The organism is Nocardia sp. NPDC051052 (assembly GCF_044456045.1).
In the GTDB taxonomy this organism is placed as follows: Bacteria; Actinomycetota; Actinomycetes; order Mycobacteriales; family Mycobacteriaceae; genus Nocardia.
The window spans coordinates 47,640-64,016 of sequence record NZ_JBITFL010000006.1; the positions used below are offsets into that span (position 1 = coordinate 47,640).

The following is a 16,377-nucleotide window of genomic DNA, read 5'->3' on the forward strand; positions in this document are numbered from 1 at the left end:
GACTGCGCCTCAGCTGATCGCATGGATGATCTCCCGCGCCCGGTCCACGTAGCGGTGGTTGCCCGCGAGGATCCGCTGGTACCCGGCCTCGGCCACGGCGGCCGCCTTGTCGGGATGGGAGGCGCACCAGTCGAGGACGGCGAACAGCTCGTCGGCGGTGGCGAACAGAAAGCATTCGCTGGTGTCCTGCAGTAGCTCCGCGTGCTCATCGGTGCGTTCGCCGACGAAAAGTCCACCGGCGGCGGGTACTTCGAAGGTGCGGCAGGTGTGGGTGTCGCGGTTGCCGGAGTTGAGCAGCACCAGATTGGCGGTGACGCTCGCGACCACCTCCGAGTATCGCTCGCCGTAGACGGCACCGCCGACTTCCGCTCCGGTGGAACGCAATTCGGGTACCCGCCGCCAGCCCGGCCCGCGCACGAGCAGGTGGGCGCCGTGCGTGCGGGCGAGGCTGACCAGGTCGGCCCGCCGGTCGGGGCGGCACACGCCGATGAAGCCGACCAGGAACTGTCGGGTGCCGCGGCGCGCGGTGGGATGATGCCAGGCCGGGTCGTAGGCGCTGCGCACGAAGGTGACCGCGCGGGCGCCACGGTCACGCAGCTCGGCCACGTTGTGCCGCTTGGTGGTGACGATGTGGTCCCATTCCGCCTCGTGCGCAAGGTATTCCGCGCTGGTGTTCGCGGGGTTGGCGACATCGTCGGGGCTGTAGTGCACGTGCCATCGGGCCCGGAGATCGAGCAGCCTGCGCTGGTCGAGGTGGATGCCCTTGAACGCGAACACCATGTCCGGCCGGAATTCGGCGGCGGCCCTGTCGATTTCGGCGTGCAACCCGGCGACGTTCCACGGTGCGCGGCGCCGCGCCAGCTTCGAATAGACCCAGGGCGCAGACAGTCTGGACGGCAGGGTGACCCGGGTGGTGTCGATGACCACCACGTCGTGCCCGGCCTGCCGGAAGCCGTCGGCGAGCGAATGGGCGTTGCTGCCGACCCAGTCATCTCCCAGATAGAGAATTCTCATGAGCCGCCCTCCTCCCGCATCAGCACAATCGCGGGACCAGGGGGCGGTGTTACTCGCTCGCGGTTGATCAACGTGCGGATTCGGAGCAGATACCAAGAGGCGACGGTGAATTCGACGACCACGGTGCCGTAGACCAGTGTCCACACCGAGTGGGTGCGAAACGCGATGGCCAGCGCCACCGCGGCCACGCAGGTGCCGAGCACCGCGCCGATCAGCACGCCGGTGGTGTCCTGGCGCACCGGCAGCACGGCGGTGGTGACGAACGAGGTGATCGCCGTCGCGGGCAACACGAAGATCTCCACCCGCAGTAGCCCGATCGCGGCGGCGAAGTCCTCGCCGAACACCAGGTGGATCAACCACGGCGCGGTCAGCCATACCGCCGCGGCCGCCACCGTCGCGGTGCAGACGCAGGCGATCAGCGCCTGCAGCGCGTGCCGCCAGAAGTTGTCGTCGGCGCTCTTGCGCGCCATCCGCGGTAGTAGCGCGAAACCGATGGGGTCCAGGGTGGATTGGATAGCGCGGACCAGGCGATCGCCGGCGGAATACAGACCGAGCGAGACGGCGTCGAGTACCGCGGAGTAGACCGCTGCCGCGCCCTGGCCGTACGTGGTCACCAAGAGCCGGGAGATGAAAACCGGTGCACCGGTACGTAAGACGGTGCGCACGCCGCGCGGCCGGGTCGGCGGCCCGAAGGTGCGCAGCGAGTCCCACCAGGTCAGCACCACGGTGGGAATGGACGACACCAGCAGGCACAGCACCGCGACCTGCGCGTTGGGCATGCGGGGCAGCACGGCGACCAGCAGCACCAGGTAGCCGATTCGGCCGACACCCTGGTAGGCGGTGGAGGCGCCGAACCGGCCCTGCCCGATGAGCAACCAGTCTTCGGAGGCCGACCAGAAGCCACCCGCGAACAGGCCGAGCAGGATCATCTCCAGATGGATGGGTGCGCCCAACGCGTAGCTGAGTAGCAGCGCGGCCCCGAGGACGCCCAGGGAGCTGGCGCGGATGGCCAGGTAGTCGCCGCGCAACTGGTTGATGTGCCGTAGGCGGTCCCCACCCAGGCTGGCGTCGTGCACCCGCGCGGCCAGGTACGAGGTGATGCCGAGGTCGACGAGCAGCGAGCCGATGAAATAGGCGGACATGCCGATCGCGAGCAGGCCGAGGCCGTGCGTGCCGAGCACCCTGGCGGTCAGCGGTACCGTCACGATGGTGACGATGTACTGCCCGTACTTGCCGAAGCTGACATAACCGATATCGCGGATGATGCCGAGAAAACCGATGCGGTGCTGCGGATTTCGGTGCTGCGCCGCGTCGGGCGCCGGTGGCTGGTCGGGGACCTGCTGGGTCGGGTGTTCAGCCATGCGGGGCTCTCTCCGATGAGTGTGGTGTGCCCGCGGCGTCGTTGCGTTGCGCGATGTCGTCGAGGAAGGCGGCGACCGTGTGCGCCGTTTCGGTGATGCCGAAGTCCTTGGCGCGCAGGCGGGCCGCCATGGCCAGCCTGGCGCGCAGCGCCGGGTCGCCGATGAGGGTGTCCAGCGTGGTGGTGAGTTGGTGTTGGTCGCCGCTCTCGACGAGCAGCCCGTCGACGCCGGGGTCGATGATCTCGGCCGGACCTCCCGGCACCGAGGCGATGACGGCGCAGCCCGCGTGCATGCCTTCGACCACGACCTGACCGAACGGCTCGGGCAGCACCGAGCTGTGCACCAGGATGTCGGTGTCGCGCAGGTATGCGGCGGGGTCCTCGACGTGGCCGGTGAAGGTGACCGGCAAGCCGAGTTCGCCCGCGAGGCGTTCGAGTTCGGCGCGGTAGGGCTCCTCGTCGAAAAACGTACCGCCGATCAGAAATACTTGGCGTGGGCGCACTTTCGTCGCCGCGAGCGCGCGGAGCAGCACGTCCTGGCCCTTCCACGGGGACAACCGGCCGACCACGGCGACCACGGTGTCGGCGGGCGGGCGCTGGTCGGGACGCGGTGCCTCGGTACCGAATTCGACGCCGGGATAGGCGACGAGTGCCGGCGTGCGTCCGATCGGCAAGGTACTCAGCGTTGTCCGGCTGTTGGCGAGGTAGCCGCGGCTGCAGAGTCGGCCGAGTAGCCGCAGCACGAGGGTGGGCAGCCGACCGAAGTAGTCGGCCGAAATGCGGTCGTGCACCTGCCAGACCAGGGGGATACGGGCGCGGCGCGCGGCGACCGCGCCCATCACCAGGGCCTTGCTGCTCTCCGCGACGAGAACGTTCGCGCCGAGCTCCTTGGCGGTGGCACCGAGCGACCAGCCGAGTCGCAGCAGCCGGAGGAGCCCGGCGACCAGGCCGAGCGGCCCGGAGTCGATGGTCATCGCCCGGCTCTCGAATCGGCCACGCAGCACCCGGGTCTCGACCCCGCGTGCGCGCATCCGCTCGACCATCGGGCCATCCTCCGTGTAGACCATGGCGACACCTAGCCGTCCCTGGTCGCGTAAGGCGGACACCAGCCGCAGCGTGGCGAGCTCGGCGCCGGACGGCGCCGCGGTGTGCGCGAGAAACAGGGCCTTGTTCATTGCCTGATTGCCCGGTACATCGCGAGATGCCGCTCGGCTGTGACATCCCAGGAGAAAGTTTCCGCGTGGGCCCGGCATTGCGCGGGGGTCGGCACGGTGCCGCGCAGTGCGGCGGCGATACGCGCGCCGAGCGCGTCGGCGTCGCCTGCGGGCACAATGAGCGACGGGTCGAGCCCGCGCACCGAATCCGGTAGTCCGCCACAGTCGGTGACGATGGGCGGGCGGCCCGCGGCCAGCGATTCGAGCGCGATCAGGCCGAAGCCTTCGAGGGCGGTGGTCGGCACGACGGTCAGCTCCGCCTGTTCGTAGAGTTCGGTGAGGCGCTCGTCGTCGATGTGCCCGGCGAACTCGACGGTAGCATCGAGTGGTATTGCGGCGGCGCGTAATTCGGCTTCCGCCGTGCCGGTGCCGACGATCACCAGCCGCGCCGTCGGGTGTTCGGCGAGCACGCCGGGCCACGCGCGAAGGAGCTTGTCGATGCCCATGCGGCGTTCCAGCCTGCGCACACACAGCACGGTCCGGGTGGGCGCCTCACGTATCGGTGCGGCGTGGAAGCGAGCCAGATCGACGCCGGGCGGGATGACCGCGATGCGATCCAAGGAAACCCGGTAGTCGGTATGTAGTACGTCGCGAAAGTGGTTGGACAACACCACGAATCGGTCCGCTCCGGAATATCGGACGCGCTCGAGCAGATACTTCGCGCGCACCGCCGTTTCACTCTGTCCGGTGAGCCGGCTCTCGGCGGCCCACGGTCCGTGGAAATGGACGACGAGCGGTAGGCGGCCGCGCCGGGCGATGGCGGCGGGACCGTAGAGACAGAAGTGCCGATCGAGCACGGTGCCGGGACGTAGTTCGGTGCGATCGAGGAACGCGGTCCGCGCTCGTCGCAGCGTGGAACCGCCTAAGCCGCCCCATGATTGGGCTCCGGAGGTGGTGGGGGAGTCGGCACCGAACGCCACGGCGGACACCTCGGCATCGGGTTGTTCGGTGAGCGCCTGGAAGAGCTCGGTGAAGTACCGGTTGAGCCCGCCCGGCGCGGACGCGAACCATTCGGAACCCGTCATGTGCACCCGGACTGTGTCGGTACATCCCGTCACCCATGCCCCCTACTGGCGGTGGTGGCGGACGAGTCGCTGTCGGTGAACTCGCCTCTCCCGCAAAAGTCTAGGGGACGGAGGCCCTTCTGGTCGGGCAGTCGGCGAGCTACCGACGGGTCACCCCAGATCGAACAGATTCGGCTGCCCGGCGCGGTAGCGCGCGGCGTCCGCCTGCCGCAGCGGCTCGAAGGCGGGAATCGACTCGCGGGTGAACATCTGGACCCGCGCGGTGGGCGAGCCCGCGGCGTCGAGCAGCGCGTTGACCGCGGTGCGGCCCGCCTCGTTGGCGCCCTCCATGGTGGCCAGGTCGAAGTTGGTGCGCACGTAGTCGGCGGCGAGAAACAGGTTGGGGATCTTGGTATGCGCGTTGGGCCTTGCCGCCCACGAGCCGATGGTGTTGATCAGCAACGGTTCATCGCTCTGGTTCTGCCCGTTCTGCCAGGTGATACCTGGGTCGAGCAGCCAGTCACGGACGATGCCGTCCTTCAGCTGGATCTTGCCGTCGTCGTTGAGGGCGGCGGCCAGCTGGGCCCAGGTCTCCTGGTAGATCTCGTCGTGGGTGCAATTCTTGGCGGTTTTGCCGAACAGGATGCCGGGGGTGTCCCAGTCGGAGATGTCGATGGTGAGGCCGTCGTTGATGGCGCCGTCGCCGTACTTCGCGGCGTAGTCGACATCCCAGAACGCGCACTGGGAGTACGAGGTCAGCCGCCACGGTGCGTCGAGGTAGATGTTGTATCCCGCGCCGAGTTCCAGCTTTTCGGTGACGAACATCTGCATGCCGCTCATCCAGTCGACGGTGAGTTCGTCCATGCGCGCGAGATCCGGGTCCAGGCCGCGGATTTCGGGCGTCCAGAGGCGCCGGGCGCGATCCGTCGGCACGGCACAGACATACCAGTCGGCTTGGTGCAGCTGAGTAGATCCGTCCGGCATACGGATTCGGGCGCCGCCGATCTGATCGCCCGCGATCTCGAAGCCGTCCAAGGCGTGTCCGGGCCGGAACCGCACACCCATGTCGGTCAGCATGGCGAGCCACGGATCCAGCCAGGCCTCGTTGGTCGGCCCGTTGAGCACCTCGTAGACCTTGGGGCCGCCGGTGAGCTCCTGCAGCAGGGCGAGGAAGAAGCCCTCCATCATGTTGCCCATCGTCCGAGTGCTGGCGAGGTACTCCTTCGCGGCGACCAGTGCGCGCGTCAAACCCGTTGCGGCGAGGGCCTGGAACTGTGGCGACCGGGTCGCGGCACCGACGAAGTCCCACCAGCTGACGTGCTCCCACTGGCCGAAGCGGCGGTCCTCGCTGGAGGTCAGATAGGTGACCACCCGGCCGGCCATATGGATGGCCTCGGGCAGCGGGATGAGGTTGTTCTTCAGGAACCCCTCGACCAGGATGCGCTGCAACCCTTCCGGCGTGAGCGCCTGTCGCGGATCGAAGTAGAAGCCGAACATCAGCGGAAAGCCGTCCGGCAGATTGTTCGCGCGTGGATAGCGCGGGTCGTTGACCGAGAACGGAATCAGGTTGTCGTGCACCGTATTCCGAGATCCGGGGAGTGGGATGCGGCGCATGGTGTCGTGCACGTGGTGATAGAACGAGGTGAAACCGCGGGCGCCGTGCTCGCCGGGTAGCGGTGCCCGGCCGTCGACGCCGGTACCGGGCAGCGGGATCGTGCGTGACTTGCCGCCGAGCTCCTTGCGGTCGAACACGGTCACCTCGAAGCCGCGCTCGGCGAGCTCGTGTGCCGCGGTGAGCCCGCCGATACCGGCGCCGAGCACCGCGACCGTGTTGCGGGGTGGGCCGTTTCGCCTGCGTGGCACCTGTGCCGCCGCCGGACCCGCGGTCGCCGCCAAACCGGCGGCCCCGGCCAAACCCGCCGCGCCACGCAGCACCGATCGCCTGCTGACCGCGCTGTCCCGATATTGAGCTGTCACTGCACGACCCCGTTCACATTTCTGACTATCCTGATAGTCATATTTAGCAGATGGACGCGCGCGATGGGAGACAATGCGGGGATGACGAGCAGGGGCCACTGATGAGTGAGGACGCCAAGCAGCGACGGCCGGTGCGGCCCTACGGCGGGGTCGGGGCGGCGGACCGCGTCGCGGCGCGGCGCGGCAAGCTGCTGGAAGCAGGCCTGGAACTGTTCGGGACCAAAGGCTATGCGGCGACCGGGGTCAAAGACCTGTGCCGCGCGGCCGGGCTCACCGACCGGTACTTCTACGAATCGTTCGGCGGCACCAAGGAATTGTTCGCCGCCGTGTTCGACCGGGTCATCGCGGAGCTCTTCGCGGCGGTGGCCGTCGCCGTCGACGCCGAACGGGCCGAGGGGACCCGCAAGCTGCGCGCGGGCATCGGCACGTTCCTCACGGCGCTGGGCGCGGATCCGCGCATCCTCCGCATCGTCTTCGTCGAACCCACCGGCGCGGGCGCGGAACACCGCATGCGCGAGGCGCTGTGGCGATTCGCCCGGCTGGTTGCCGCGACCGCCACCGACGCGCGGCCCGAAACACGCCCGCCCGCCGAACTCGTGGACATCTACGCACTGTCGGTCGTTGGCATGCTCGAGCGCGTTCTGGTCGAGAAACAGGGCGGGCGGTTGGACGTGCCGATGGACGAACTCGTGGACTATTGCACGGCATTCGCCGGTGCCTCGCTCAGCGCGCTCTACACCGGGCGGATAACCAAACAATCCGGTCGGCACGAAGTACCTTCGCGCGCAACGGAGTAAGTTGCCCGGAGCTGTCGGGTAACTCTCCGAGCGGTAGCCGCGATGCATAGCGTGGGGTAGATTTCACAACGAGTTCGTGCTCGGCACGGACCGACCCGCGGGGGGCGGCGGGAGGGTATGGACAGTGGGGACCGTAGGTTCCGAGGCCGAGCGCGCCGATATCGCAGCGGGCGATATCAGGGTGCTCGTCGAAAACGGCGAATATTGGCTGCGCAACCGCGGCGATATCGCGATGATGGCCGTGACGGTCGAGCGGCTGCGCGCACGCTGGCCGCGCGCCAGGATCGGGGTGCTCACGCACCAACCGGGCATCCTGCAGGCGCTGCTACCCGAGGCGGAGCCGCTCTGCGGACCCGACTGGAGCTGGGGCCGCGACGGCTGGTCCGGACGATTAAGTCGTTCGGCGGGAACACGATTGGTCGGTCCGGCGGCGCTGCGCTGGCGGGCGGCGACCGACGGGCCGAAGGACCGGCTGCGCGCACTACGCTCCGCGGCACGGCGACGGTCCGCCGGACCGGGCATCACCGAACACGTCAGCACGCCGGAGCAGACCGAGTTCCCGGTCGAGATCCCAGCTGCCGTCGAGCAGGCGTCGCTGGTGCTCGCGCTCGGCGGCGGGTACATGACCGACGTCGACCGCTACCAGGCGCACCGCACCTTGAACCTGCTCGAACACGCGCGCTCGCGCGGCATTCCGACGGCGCTGGTCGGCCAGGGCCTCGGTCCGCTGCGCGACCCGGCGCTGGTGCGGCGCGCGGCCGAGGTGCTACCCGATGTCGATTTCCTCGCGCTGCGCGAGGGCCGGCGCGGCCCGGAGCTGCTGTCGCGGTTCGGCGTCGCGCCGGGACGGGTACTGGTCACCGGCGACGACGCCGTCGAATTCGGTTATCGCCTGCGGCAAGCCAGGATCGGCGCGGATATCGGGCTGTGCCTACGGGTGGCGGACTACTCGCGCGTCACCGCCGCCGCGCAGGCGACCCTTGGCCGGGTGGTCCGCGCCTGCGCCGGGCAACTCGACGCCGGGGTGGTGCCGCTGATCATCTCCGAATACGCCTCCGAGGATCGCCTTTCCACGCTGCCGCTGCTCGCGGGGGCGCCCAGTGCGCGTCCCGCCGTAGGCCGGGGTGGCACGCCGCACGATGTGGCCCGCCAGGTCGCCGGCTGCCGGGTGCTGGTCACCAGCGCCTACCATCTCGCGGTTTTCGCACTGTCCCAAGGGATTCCGGCGGTCGGCATCACTGCCTCGGAATACTACGACGACAAGTTCCACGGGCTGGCGCAGATGTTCGGCACCGGGCTGCGGATCGTGCACCTCGACGACCCGGTACTGGACAAGACGCTCACCGAGGCCGTACGGGCGTCGTGGGACGAGGCACCGACGGTACGAGAGGCCTTGCAGCAGAAGGCCATCGAACAGATCGAAGCCAGCAGGGCCGGGCTCGAACGGGTCTTCCGCCTGGTGGAAAGCGGACCGGTGCGCCCGGCCCATCAGCTAGGGGGATAACTCATGACGAAACTGTCGGTTTGCGTTCCTGCCTATAACTCGGGACGCACCCTGGCCACCACCCTGCGCTCGGTACTCGACCAGGACGTGGACTTCGAACTCGTGGTGCTCGACAACGCGAGCACCGACGAGACCGGCGCCATCGCGCACGCGATCGACGACCCGCGAATTCGGGTGCTGCGTAACGACTCCGTGCTACCGATCGGCGACAACTGGAACAAGGTGATCGCCGCGTCCACCGGCGATCTGATCAAGGTCGTCTGCGCCGACGACGTGCTACGCCCCGGCGCGCTGGCCACGCAGCTCGCGGTGATGGCCGACGACCCGACCATCGCCATCTCGTCGAGTCGCTTCGAGGTGATCGACGAGGACGGCGCGCTACTGGAGAGCGGGCTCGGGCTGGCCGGACTGCTCGGCAGGCAGAGCGCGCGGGCGCTGGCCAGAGTCATCGTGCGGCGCGGGCCCGCCGATTTCGGGCCGACCGCGGCGGCGATGTTCTACCGCAAGCACTTCGACCTGGTCGGTGGCTTGCGCGGCGACCTGGTGTTCCCGATGGACGTCGACCTTTTCGCGAGGGTCTCCTCGTTCGGGGTGTTCTTCGGCATGCCGGAAATCCTTGCCGCCTGGCGCAATTCGTCGTTCAACCTGTGCAGCCGCACCTCGACGGTGAGCAAGCTGACCGACATGTACCGCTTCCATCACCGCATCGCGGGCGACTACCCGCACCTGGTGAGCCGCGGCGACGTGCTGGCCGGCGATACCCGGTTGGCGCGGGCGGCGCTGTACCGGCTACGGGTTCGCACGGTAGCGACCGTGCGGAACCGCCCGGATCTGCTGGTCTGACCGCACAGACACCGAAGCCGCCCGGACAGTGTCCGGGCGGCTTCGGTGCGTTGGACGGGCTTCAGATGGTCCAGAGCCGCCCGTAGGTGTACACCGTGTCACCGTTGCCGCTGACGACCTTGACGAACGGCCGGATGGTGGTCTGGCCGATCACGCCCGTGACGGTGCCGTGGAAGCCGCCGATCCGGATCAGGCCCCCGGTGCCGGAGACGTCGCCGCCCGCGAATTCGATGGTCTGGATGCCGGGACCGAGGCCGACCTCCAATTCGATGCCCGCGCGCGGAATCAGCCCGTTCAGCTTGAGCAGCGCACCGCTGTCGCCGCCGAGATCCAGCCCGAGATCCGGTGTCGAGTAGCCGAACTTCAACCGTCCGCTCAGCGTCGCCGGATAGCCGACCTGATAGCCGACGGTGATGTGCCCGCGCCAGTCGCTCGCGTTCGGGCCCGCGACCTTGAACGACGCCTCGCCGGTGTGAAACCACTCGCGGGTGAACGGATTTCCGTCCAGCGGCGGCACGAAATCGATCCTCGTGTCGGACTGGATGGCCTCGATCGAACGTTCCTGCTGATCGATGACCTGGTTACTGCTGTCGACGACCGCTCCCGCGGTGCCGGCTCCGAAGGCCAGTCCCGACGCCAACACCGTGGCGATCGCGAACATTCGGACACTTCGGCCGCATTGCTGCGTGTTTTCCCTCATCAGGTTGTCCCCTCTGCACACACACCTGGCCGAGCGTGGTAGTTCGCTCGACGCCCGCTCCCCAACACACGGGAGCGAAGAACTTCATCGATCATCGGGGGCTGTCAGGTGTTCGGTAAACGAAATCATGTCAGAACAAGCGCATAGAGCAAACGGACAACAAACGCGCTGGAGGACAGCGAATTCGAGGCAACTTCATCCTCCCTTGACGGTCGAGTCGGCCGGGTCGTCGACGATCCAGCAACCGTCGAGTTCCGGATAGCGGGCGCGGACCTCGGGCAGCAGATCGGGCAGCGTGAGCAGCACGAGATCCGGTCGGGCCGCGACGAGTTCGGCGGGCGCGATGATGGGCACGTCGGTGCCCGGCATCCGGCGTCCTTGCTTGGCAGGCGAGGCGTCGGCGACGGCGGTGATCAGCCCGCGATCGACACCCGCCAGGCTGAACAACGCTACCGCGCGGGACGCCGCACCGTACGCGAAGACCCGATCACCTTGCGCCGCATGCCTGGTGAGCCAGCGGCGCAACACCTCGGCATGCCCGTCCGCGGCCTGCTGCAGGGTGCGCACGGCGGCGTGCTCGGTATATTCGCTTTCCCGCGTGCGGATCTCGCGCGCCGCGGCATCGGGTTGATGGGTGCCGTGCCGCGCGGCGACGAGCACGGTGCCGCCGTACAGGTCGAACTGCCACGCGGTGGTGACACTCATGCCCGCGGCGGCCAGCAATCGGCTCAGCGCGGACAGCGAGTAGTAGGCGAAGTGGCCGTGCCGCAGCGCGTTCCACTGACTCGCCGCGACGATGGTTGCCAGCGAATGGAACTGGATCAGCAGCAGGCCGTCCGGTGCCGTCGCAGCGGCCCGCTCGGCGAACGCCGCGCGCTGATCCGGCTCGTGCATCAGGCCGAAGCAGTCGAGCACCACGTCGGCGACACCGTCGGTCGGGGAGTAGCCGCGGTCGGTCAGCAACGGCACCCAGGTGCCGCCGTGCGGGCTGCCGAACTCGCGCACCGTGTTGCCCTGCAGCAGACCGGCTTTCGCGACCCTGGCGACCGCGTCGGCGGCCTGGTCGCGCAGCGCCGCCGGTTCGATGCCGCGTGGCTCCTCGGCTCGGGTGTCGTCCTCGGCCAATTGGGCGAGACCGCAAGGGCCGCACCGGTCCATCCGGAGTGGATGGGCGGTCTCGGCGAGGCCGACCGGGGAGGTGGCCGGTGGAAAGTAGTCGGCGGCGGGGACCATGCCGAGATCGAGCACCGGGCTGAGATCGATGCTCGCGCAGCCGCGGCAGCGGCGTGCGTTATCGGAGGGAAGCACGGCAGGCCCCTCCGTTGGGCACCGGAGACGCGGGTGCCCGTGGCACCATGGCGTGGTGCGCATCGAGCAGACCGAGCTTGCCGACGTCCTCGCGTTGATCCCCGAACCGGTCCGCGACGATCGCGGCCTGTTCACCAGAACCTTCGACGCGGCGGAGTTCGACTCCTATCTCGGCGCCGCGGGTGCCGCGGCCGCGTTCCAGCAGGATTCCCAATCCCGTTCCGCCGCAGGCGTTGTCCGCGGCATGCACGGACGCTCCGGGCGCGGTGAGGCGAAGCTGGTGCGCTGTGCGCACGGCGCGGTGCACGACGTGCTGATCGACCTGCGGCGTGGCTCGCCGACGTTCGGCAGGCAGCAGGCGTTCCTGCTCGACGACGTGACGTTCCGGCACCTGTACGTGCCGCCCGGATTCTTGCACGGCTTCCAGGCGCTCACCGACAGCGCCGACGTCTGCTACCGCATCGATCGCCCGCACGACCCCGCCGAGGACATCGGCGTCGCCTATCACGATCCCGACCTGGCCATCGCCTGGCCGCGGCCGGTGACCCTGGTGTCCGCCCGCGACGCCGCCGCGGGCAGTTGGCAGCAGCTGCTCGCGGCGTTGTGACGGCGGCCGGTGCCTAAGTAGCCGGAACACGGGCGGTGCCTGGCTGCACCCGGCGCATCGACTCGTCGAGCACGCCGGAGTCGCGCAGCCTTTCCAGCTGCGGCAACCGGGTGAACTTCTGAAAGAAGTCGTCGTAGGTGAGGCCACGCGCGGTGTACTCCTGGAACAGCTCGTCCGCCCCGGCCTGCACGGTCCACAGCGCGCGAAACCCGATGGCGGCGCGGGCCGCCGAGAAGTCGACTCGATAGGAGCGCGGATCGGCCCCGCTCTCGCCGGTGATGTTCAGCCGCGAGCCGGGCACCGCCTCCACCACCGCGCGGGCGATGTCGGCGACGGTCAGGTTGTTGGCCTCGGTGCCGATGTTGAAGGCGCGGCAGTGAATTGCGGCGGGCGGCGCGGTGAGGCAGTTGGCGAACGCCCACGCGATATCGCGGGCGTGCACCAGCGGCCGCCACGGGGTGCCGTCGGAGAGCACCTTCACCTCGCCGGTCAGCGCGGCATACCCGACCAGGTTGTTGAGCACGATGTCCGCTCGCAAACGTGGTGAGAAGCCGAAAGCCGTTGCGTTGCGCAGGAATACGGGAGTGAAGCCGGAGTCTGCCAGCGCGGCGACGTCGTCCTCGACCCGCACCTTGCTCTCCGCGTACGGGGTGATCGGACGCAGCGGCGCGTCCTCGGTGACGAGGTCCGCGCCTGCGGCGCCGTAGACCGAGCAGGTGGAGGCGTAGAGGAATCGCCGCACGCCCGCCTCCTTGGCGAGCTGGGCCAGCCGCACGGACGCGTGATGATTGATGGCGTAGGTGATTTCAGGCGCCAGCGCGCCGAGCGGATCGTTGGACAGCGCGGCGAGATGGATGACCGCGTCGAAGCCGCGCAGCTCCTCGACAGTCACGTCACGCAGATCCATGGTCAGGCCGGGCGGATCGCCGGGCAGCTCGCCGAGCACGCAGTCGGCGAAGAAGCCTGCGTCGAGCCCGACCACCTCGTGCGCGTTGGCGCGCAGGATCGGCGCCATGACGGTGCCGAGGTACCCCTGGTGACCGGTGAGCAGAACCCGCATGGCTAGGAACCTCCGAAATCGATGACAGCCTTGTCGAGCACGAACGCCTCGGCGTGCCCGCTGTGACACTGCACGCCGCGTAGCCGGGTCAGGGCGCTGAAGGCCTGCTCGTCGAACCAGTCCCGGTGTGCCTGGGACGGATAGTGTTTCAGCAGTAGCCGCGACTTCTCCTCGGCGAGTGCCGCGCTGAGCCGGTGGTACGCGCTGGGCGCGGGAGTGTCGCTCTCCCACTTGAGAATCTCGTAGCCGAGCACCAGATGATCGCGGAACTCGGTCGGCACCAGCTCGGCGAGCAGCCGGTGATCCTGATGCGCGTCACCGCGTTGCGGCGCGAAGACCAGGTCGGGATCGATGCGGGCACGAAAGGTGTTGAGTTCGTTCTTGATTCGATCCCAGTGCGCGGGAGCCCTGCCGTCGGGCAGGTCGAGCACGGTGAGGTCGACCTCGGCGCCGGGGCAGAACGCGTCCAACGCGCCGCTTTCCTCGTCCGCGCGCGCGGTGCCGCCACCGGACAGCACCAGGGCGCGCACCCGCAGCCCCCGGTGCGCGCGGGCCAGGGTCAGCAGCGTGGCCCCCATCCCGATGGCGATGTCGTCGCAATGCGCACCGAGCACGGCGATCTCGGCGACCGCCCCGACGTTGAGCCGGATCACGCGTTTTCCCAGACCATCCACGGCCGGGTGCCGGACTGGTAGCCCGCGTCGAGTTCGGCCCGCTCCTTGAAGGTGTCGGCGGGCTTCCAGAATCCGAGGTGCTGGTAGCCGAAGAGCCGTCCCTGCCCGGCTAGCGTGCCGCACGCGTCGGCGACCAGATCGCCGCCCGGCGGCAGCAGGTCGAAGATCTCCTGGTTGAGCACGAAGTAGCCGCCGTTCTCCCACAGTGGCATTCGCGACACCGGCATGATCTCCTTGACCTCACCGGTGGGTTTCATGTCGACGCAGTGGAATGAGGACTGCGGCGGCACCACCATCATCGAGGCCGCCGCGCCGGAAGCGGTGAACTTGTCGATCATTTCATCCAGGGGTGCGTCGGTGAGTACGTCGGCGTAGTTGGCCAGGAACGTCTCATCGCCCGCGACGTGCTCGCGGACCCGGCGCAGCCGCTCGCCGATGGGCGATTCCCGGCCGGTGTCGACAAAGGTGATCTGCCAGTCGCTGATGTCGGAGCTCAGCATCTCGACCTGGCCGTCCCGGATGACGAAATCGTTGGACACCGACTCCTGGTAGGTCAGGAAGAAGTTCTTGATGTGCAGGCCGCCGTAGCCGAGGCACAGGATGAATTCCTTGTGGCCGTAGTGTGCGTAGTAGCGCATCACGTGCCACAGCAGCGGCCGTGGGCCGACCAGCTGCATGGGTTTCGGGATCATGTCATCGGTGCCATCACGCATCCGCATGCCGTATCCGCCGCAGAACAGCACAACCTTCATCGCGCTCCCCTCCCTGTCATTTCCTTATGTCGTGCGCTGTTCACGTCGTTGTGACTGGTGAGGTCGGCACTGTGCAGTGCCGGGAGCGGGTAGACCAATCGGCCGCCCCACGAGGCGATGTGGCGGAGCTGCTCGGTGATCTCGGTTTCGAGATTCCACGGCAGCACCAGCACGACGTCGGGTTGATCCAGGTCGATCCGGTCGGGCGGGTAGATCGGGATCCGGGTGCCCGGGGTGAATCGTCCGTGCTTGTAAGGGTTTCGGTCGACGGTGTATTCGAGCAGGTCGCTACGGATGCCGCAGTAGTTGAGCAGGGTGTTGCCCTTGCCCGGCGCGCCGTAGCCGACGACGCGCTTGCCCGCGGCGCGCTGGTCGAGCAGGAACCGGAGGAGGTCGTGCCGGACGGCCTCGGTGCGTGGACGCAGCTGGCGATAGCCCTCGACCTGATGCAAGCCGGCTTCCTGTTCCAGTCGGAGCACTTCGTCGACTCGAGTACTGGGGACCGCGCCCACTTCGGTCGGCCTGGCCCACAGCCGGATCGAGCCGCCGTGCGTGTCCAGCAGTTCTACGTCGACGACGGAAAGATTCGCCGCCGCGAGCGCCCGCTGCGCGGAGTGCACGGTGTAGTACTGGAAGTGTTCGTGGTAGATGGTGTCGAACTGGCCGAGCCGCAGCAGGTTCAGCGCGTGGTGCACCTCGATGGAGAGCCAGCCGTCGTCGGCCAGCAGCGTGCGCAGCGAACGGGTGAAGCCGCGGAGGTCGGGCACGTGGGCATAGACGTTGTTGGCCACCACCAGGTCGGCCGGGCGGTGCGTCGCGCGGATCTTCGCCGCGGATTCCTCGTCGAGGAAGGCGGTTTCGGTGGGCACGCCCGCCGCCCGGGCGGCGTTGCCGACGTTCACCGACGGCTCTACACCGAGGCAGGGGATGCCCGCCGCCACCGCGTGCCGAAGCAGGTAGCCGTCGTTGCTGGCCACCTCGACCACGAACGAGTCCGCGCCGAGGTCGAGTCGCTGGATCGCCTGTGCGACAAAGGTTTCGGCGTGCCGGACCCAGCTGTCGGAGTAGGACGAGAAGTACGCGTACTCGGTGAACGTCTCCGCCGGGGTGATCAACGCCGGAATTTGCAGCAGCAGGCAGTCCGCACACAGCCGAAGATGTAGCGGGTACGTTGATTCCGGAAGATCGAGTTCGGCTGCCGTGAGGAACTTCTCGCACGGTGGCGTCGCCCCCAAGTCGAGCACACTGATCAATCGTTCGGAATCACACAGTCGACATAACAACGCAGCCCACCATTCTGCCTAGAGTCGTACCTCCGGCGCATTGCCGGCGCACCCCTGACGTCGACCCGATCCAGTGAGACGTTACAACGAAAGCCCCGCGTGTCGTAGCCGAAAGCGGCTGGCCGGGAAGTAATTTCCGGTACTTTTCAACCGTTTCCGGCGAGTAGCTTCCACGCCGCTACCTAGGTGCTTAGTGGATCGGCCCGCATGGGACGAATTCGCCTGCGGGTAGCGAAAGTTCGCGACCTGGCCTCATATGCGCGCGAGCACCGAAAACATA

General features: G+C 68.3%; 15 protein-coding genes. 4 read left to right on the forward strand and 11 right to left on the reverse strand.

The features are described 5' to 3' along the window. Positions 1-9: 9 nt before the first annotated feature. From ACIBCN_RS21385 to ACIBCN_RS21405, 5 genes are all read right to left on the reverse strand, one after another. The gene (locus tag ACIBCN_RS21385) at positions 10-1,014 is read right to left on the reverse strand and encodes a glycosyltransferase (RefSeq protein WP_396993364.1); all 1,005 of its coding nucleotides are present in this window, start codon (positions 1,012-1,014) and stop codon (positions 10-12) included. Next, positions 1,011-2,375: a lipopolysaccharide biosynthesis protein gene (locus ACIBCN_RS21390; protein ID WP_396993365.1), complete on the reverse strand. Its 1,365-nt coding sequence runs from the start codon at positions 2,373-2,375 to the stop codon at positions 1,011-1,013. Before ACIBCN_RS21390 ends, ACIBCN_RS21385 begins: the two co-directional genes overlap by 4 nt. Next, positions 2,368-3,549 (reverse strand): glycosyltransferase, encoded by a 1,182-nt coding sequence (locus ACIBCN_RS21395; protein ID WP_396993366.1) that lies wholly within the window; start codon positions 3,547-3,549, stop codon positions 2,368-2,370. The genes ACIBCN_RS21390 and ACIBCN_RS21395 overlap by 8 nt, the downstream gene beginning before the upstream one ends. Next, complete coding sequence (locus ACIBCN_RS21400) at positions 3,546-4,613, reverse strand: glycosyltransferase family 4 protein (RefSeq protein ID WP_396993367.1); 1,068 nt, start codon at positions 4,611-4,613, stop codon at positions 3,546-3,548. Before ACIBCN_RS21400 ends, ACIBCN_RS21395 begins: the two co-directional genes overlap by 4 nt. A 150-nt stretch (positions 4,614-4,763) precedes the next feature. Then, positions 4,764-6,569 carry an FAD-dependent oxidoreductase gene (locus ACIBCN_RS21405; RefSeq protein WP_396993368.1) on the reverse strand — a complete coding sequence of 602 codons (1,806 nt, stop codon included), beginning with the start codon at positions 6,567-6,569 and terminating at the stop codon, positions 4,764-4,766. 101 nt (positions 6,570-6,670) lie between these two features. Here ACIBCN_RS21405 and ACIBCN_RS21410 point away from each other — a divergent pair, with 101 nt between their 5' ends. The 3 genes from ACIBCN_RS21410 (at position 6,671) to ACIBCN_RS21420 (ending at position 9,713) form a co-directional block, all read left to right on the forward strand. Further along, entirely contained in the window at positions 6,671-7,366 is a 696-nt protein-coding gene (locus ACIBCN_RS21410; RefSeq protein WP_396993369.1) for a TetR/AcrR family transcriptional regulator, read from the forward strand. 124 nt (positions 7,367-7,490) lie between these two features. Then, entirely contained in the window at positions 7,491-8,870 is a 1,380-nt protein-coding gene (locus tag ACIBCN_RS21415; protein WP_396993370.1) for a polysaccharide pyruvyl transferase family protein, read from the forward strand. A gap of 3 nt (positions 8,871-8,873) precedes the next feature. Continuing rightward, entirely contained in the window at positions 8,874-9,713 is an 840-nt protein-coding gene (locus tag ACIBCN_RS21420; protein ID WP_396993371.1) for a glycosyltransferase family 2 protein, read from the forward strand. A gap of 61 nt (positions 9,714-9,774) precedes the next feature. Here the strand turns inward: ACIBCN_RS21420 and ACIBCN_RS21425 are convergent, their stop codons facing one another. Then, on the reverse strand, positions 9,775-10,374 hold the full coding sequence (locus tag ACIBCN_RS21425; protein WP_396993372.1) for an MspA family porin: 600 nt from the start codon (positions 10,372-10,374) through the stop codon (positions 9,775-9,777). 234 nt (positions 10,375-10,608) lie between these two features. Next, positions 10,609-11,646 carry a methyltransferase domain-containing protein gene (locus ACIBCN_RS21430; RefSeq protein ID WP_396993920.1) on the reverse strand — a complete coding sequence of 346 codons (1,038 nt, stop codon included), beginning with the start codon at positions 11,644-11,646 and terminating at the stop codon, positions 10,609-10,611. A gap of 130 nt (positions 11,647-11,776) precedes the next feature. Here ACIBCN_RS21430 and ACIBCN_RS21435 point away from each other — a divergent pair, with 130 nt between their 5' ends. Continuing rightward, positions 11,777-12,328 (forward strand): dTDP-4-dehydrorhamnose 3,5-epimerase family protein, encoded by a 552-nt coding sequence (locus ACIBCN_RS21435; RefSeq protein WP_396993373.1) that lies wholly within the window; start codon positions 11,777-11,779, stop codon positions 12,326-12,328. 13 nt (positions 12,329-12,341) lie between these two features. Here the strand turns inward: ACIBCN_RS21435 and ACIBCN_RS21440 are convergent, their stop codons facing one another. Genes ACIBCN_RS21440 through ACIBCN_RS21455 form a run of 4 tightly spaced genes read right to left on the reverse strand, consistent with a single transcriptional unit; the run spans position 12,342 to position 16,097 of the window. Then, positions 12,342-13,388 (reverse strand): NAD-dependent epimerase/dehydratase family protein, encoded by a 1,047-nt coding sequence (locus ACIBCN_RS21440; RefSeq protein WP_396993374.1) that lies wholly within the window; start codon positions 13,386-13,388, stop codon positions 12,342-12,344. A 2-nt stretch (positions 13,389-13,390) separates the two neighbouring features. After that, on the reverse strand, positions 13,391-14,041 hold the full coding sequence (locus ACIBCN_RS21445; protein ID WP_396993375.1) for a PIG-L deacetylase family protein: 651 nt from the start codon (positions 14,039-14,041) through the stop codon (positions 13,391-13,393). Beyond that, positions 14,038-14,814, reverse strand: coding sequence for a glucose-1-phosphate cytidylyltransferase (locus tag ACIBCN_RS21450; RefSeq protein WP_396993376.1), 777 nt, complete (start codon positions 14,812-14,814; stop codon positions 14,038-14,040). The genes ACIBCN_RS21445 and ACIBCN_RS21450 overlap by 4 nt, the downstream gene beginning before the upstream one ends. Then, positions 14,811-16,097, reverse strand: coding sequence for a class I SAM-dependent methyltransferase (locus ACIBCN_RS21455; protein WP_396993377.1), 1,287 nt, complete (start codon positions 16,095-16,097; stop codon positions 14,811-14,813). Before ACIBCN_RS21455 ends, ACIBCN_RS21450 begins: the two co-directional genes overlap by 4 nt. Positions 16,098-16,377: the final 280 nt, after the last annotated feature.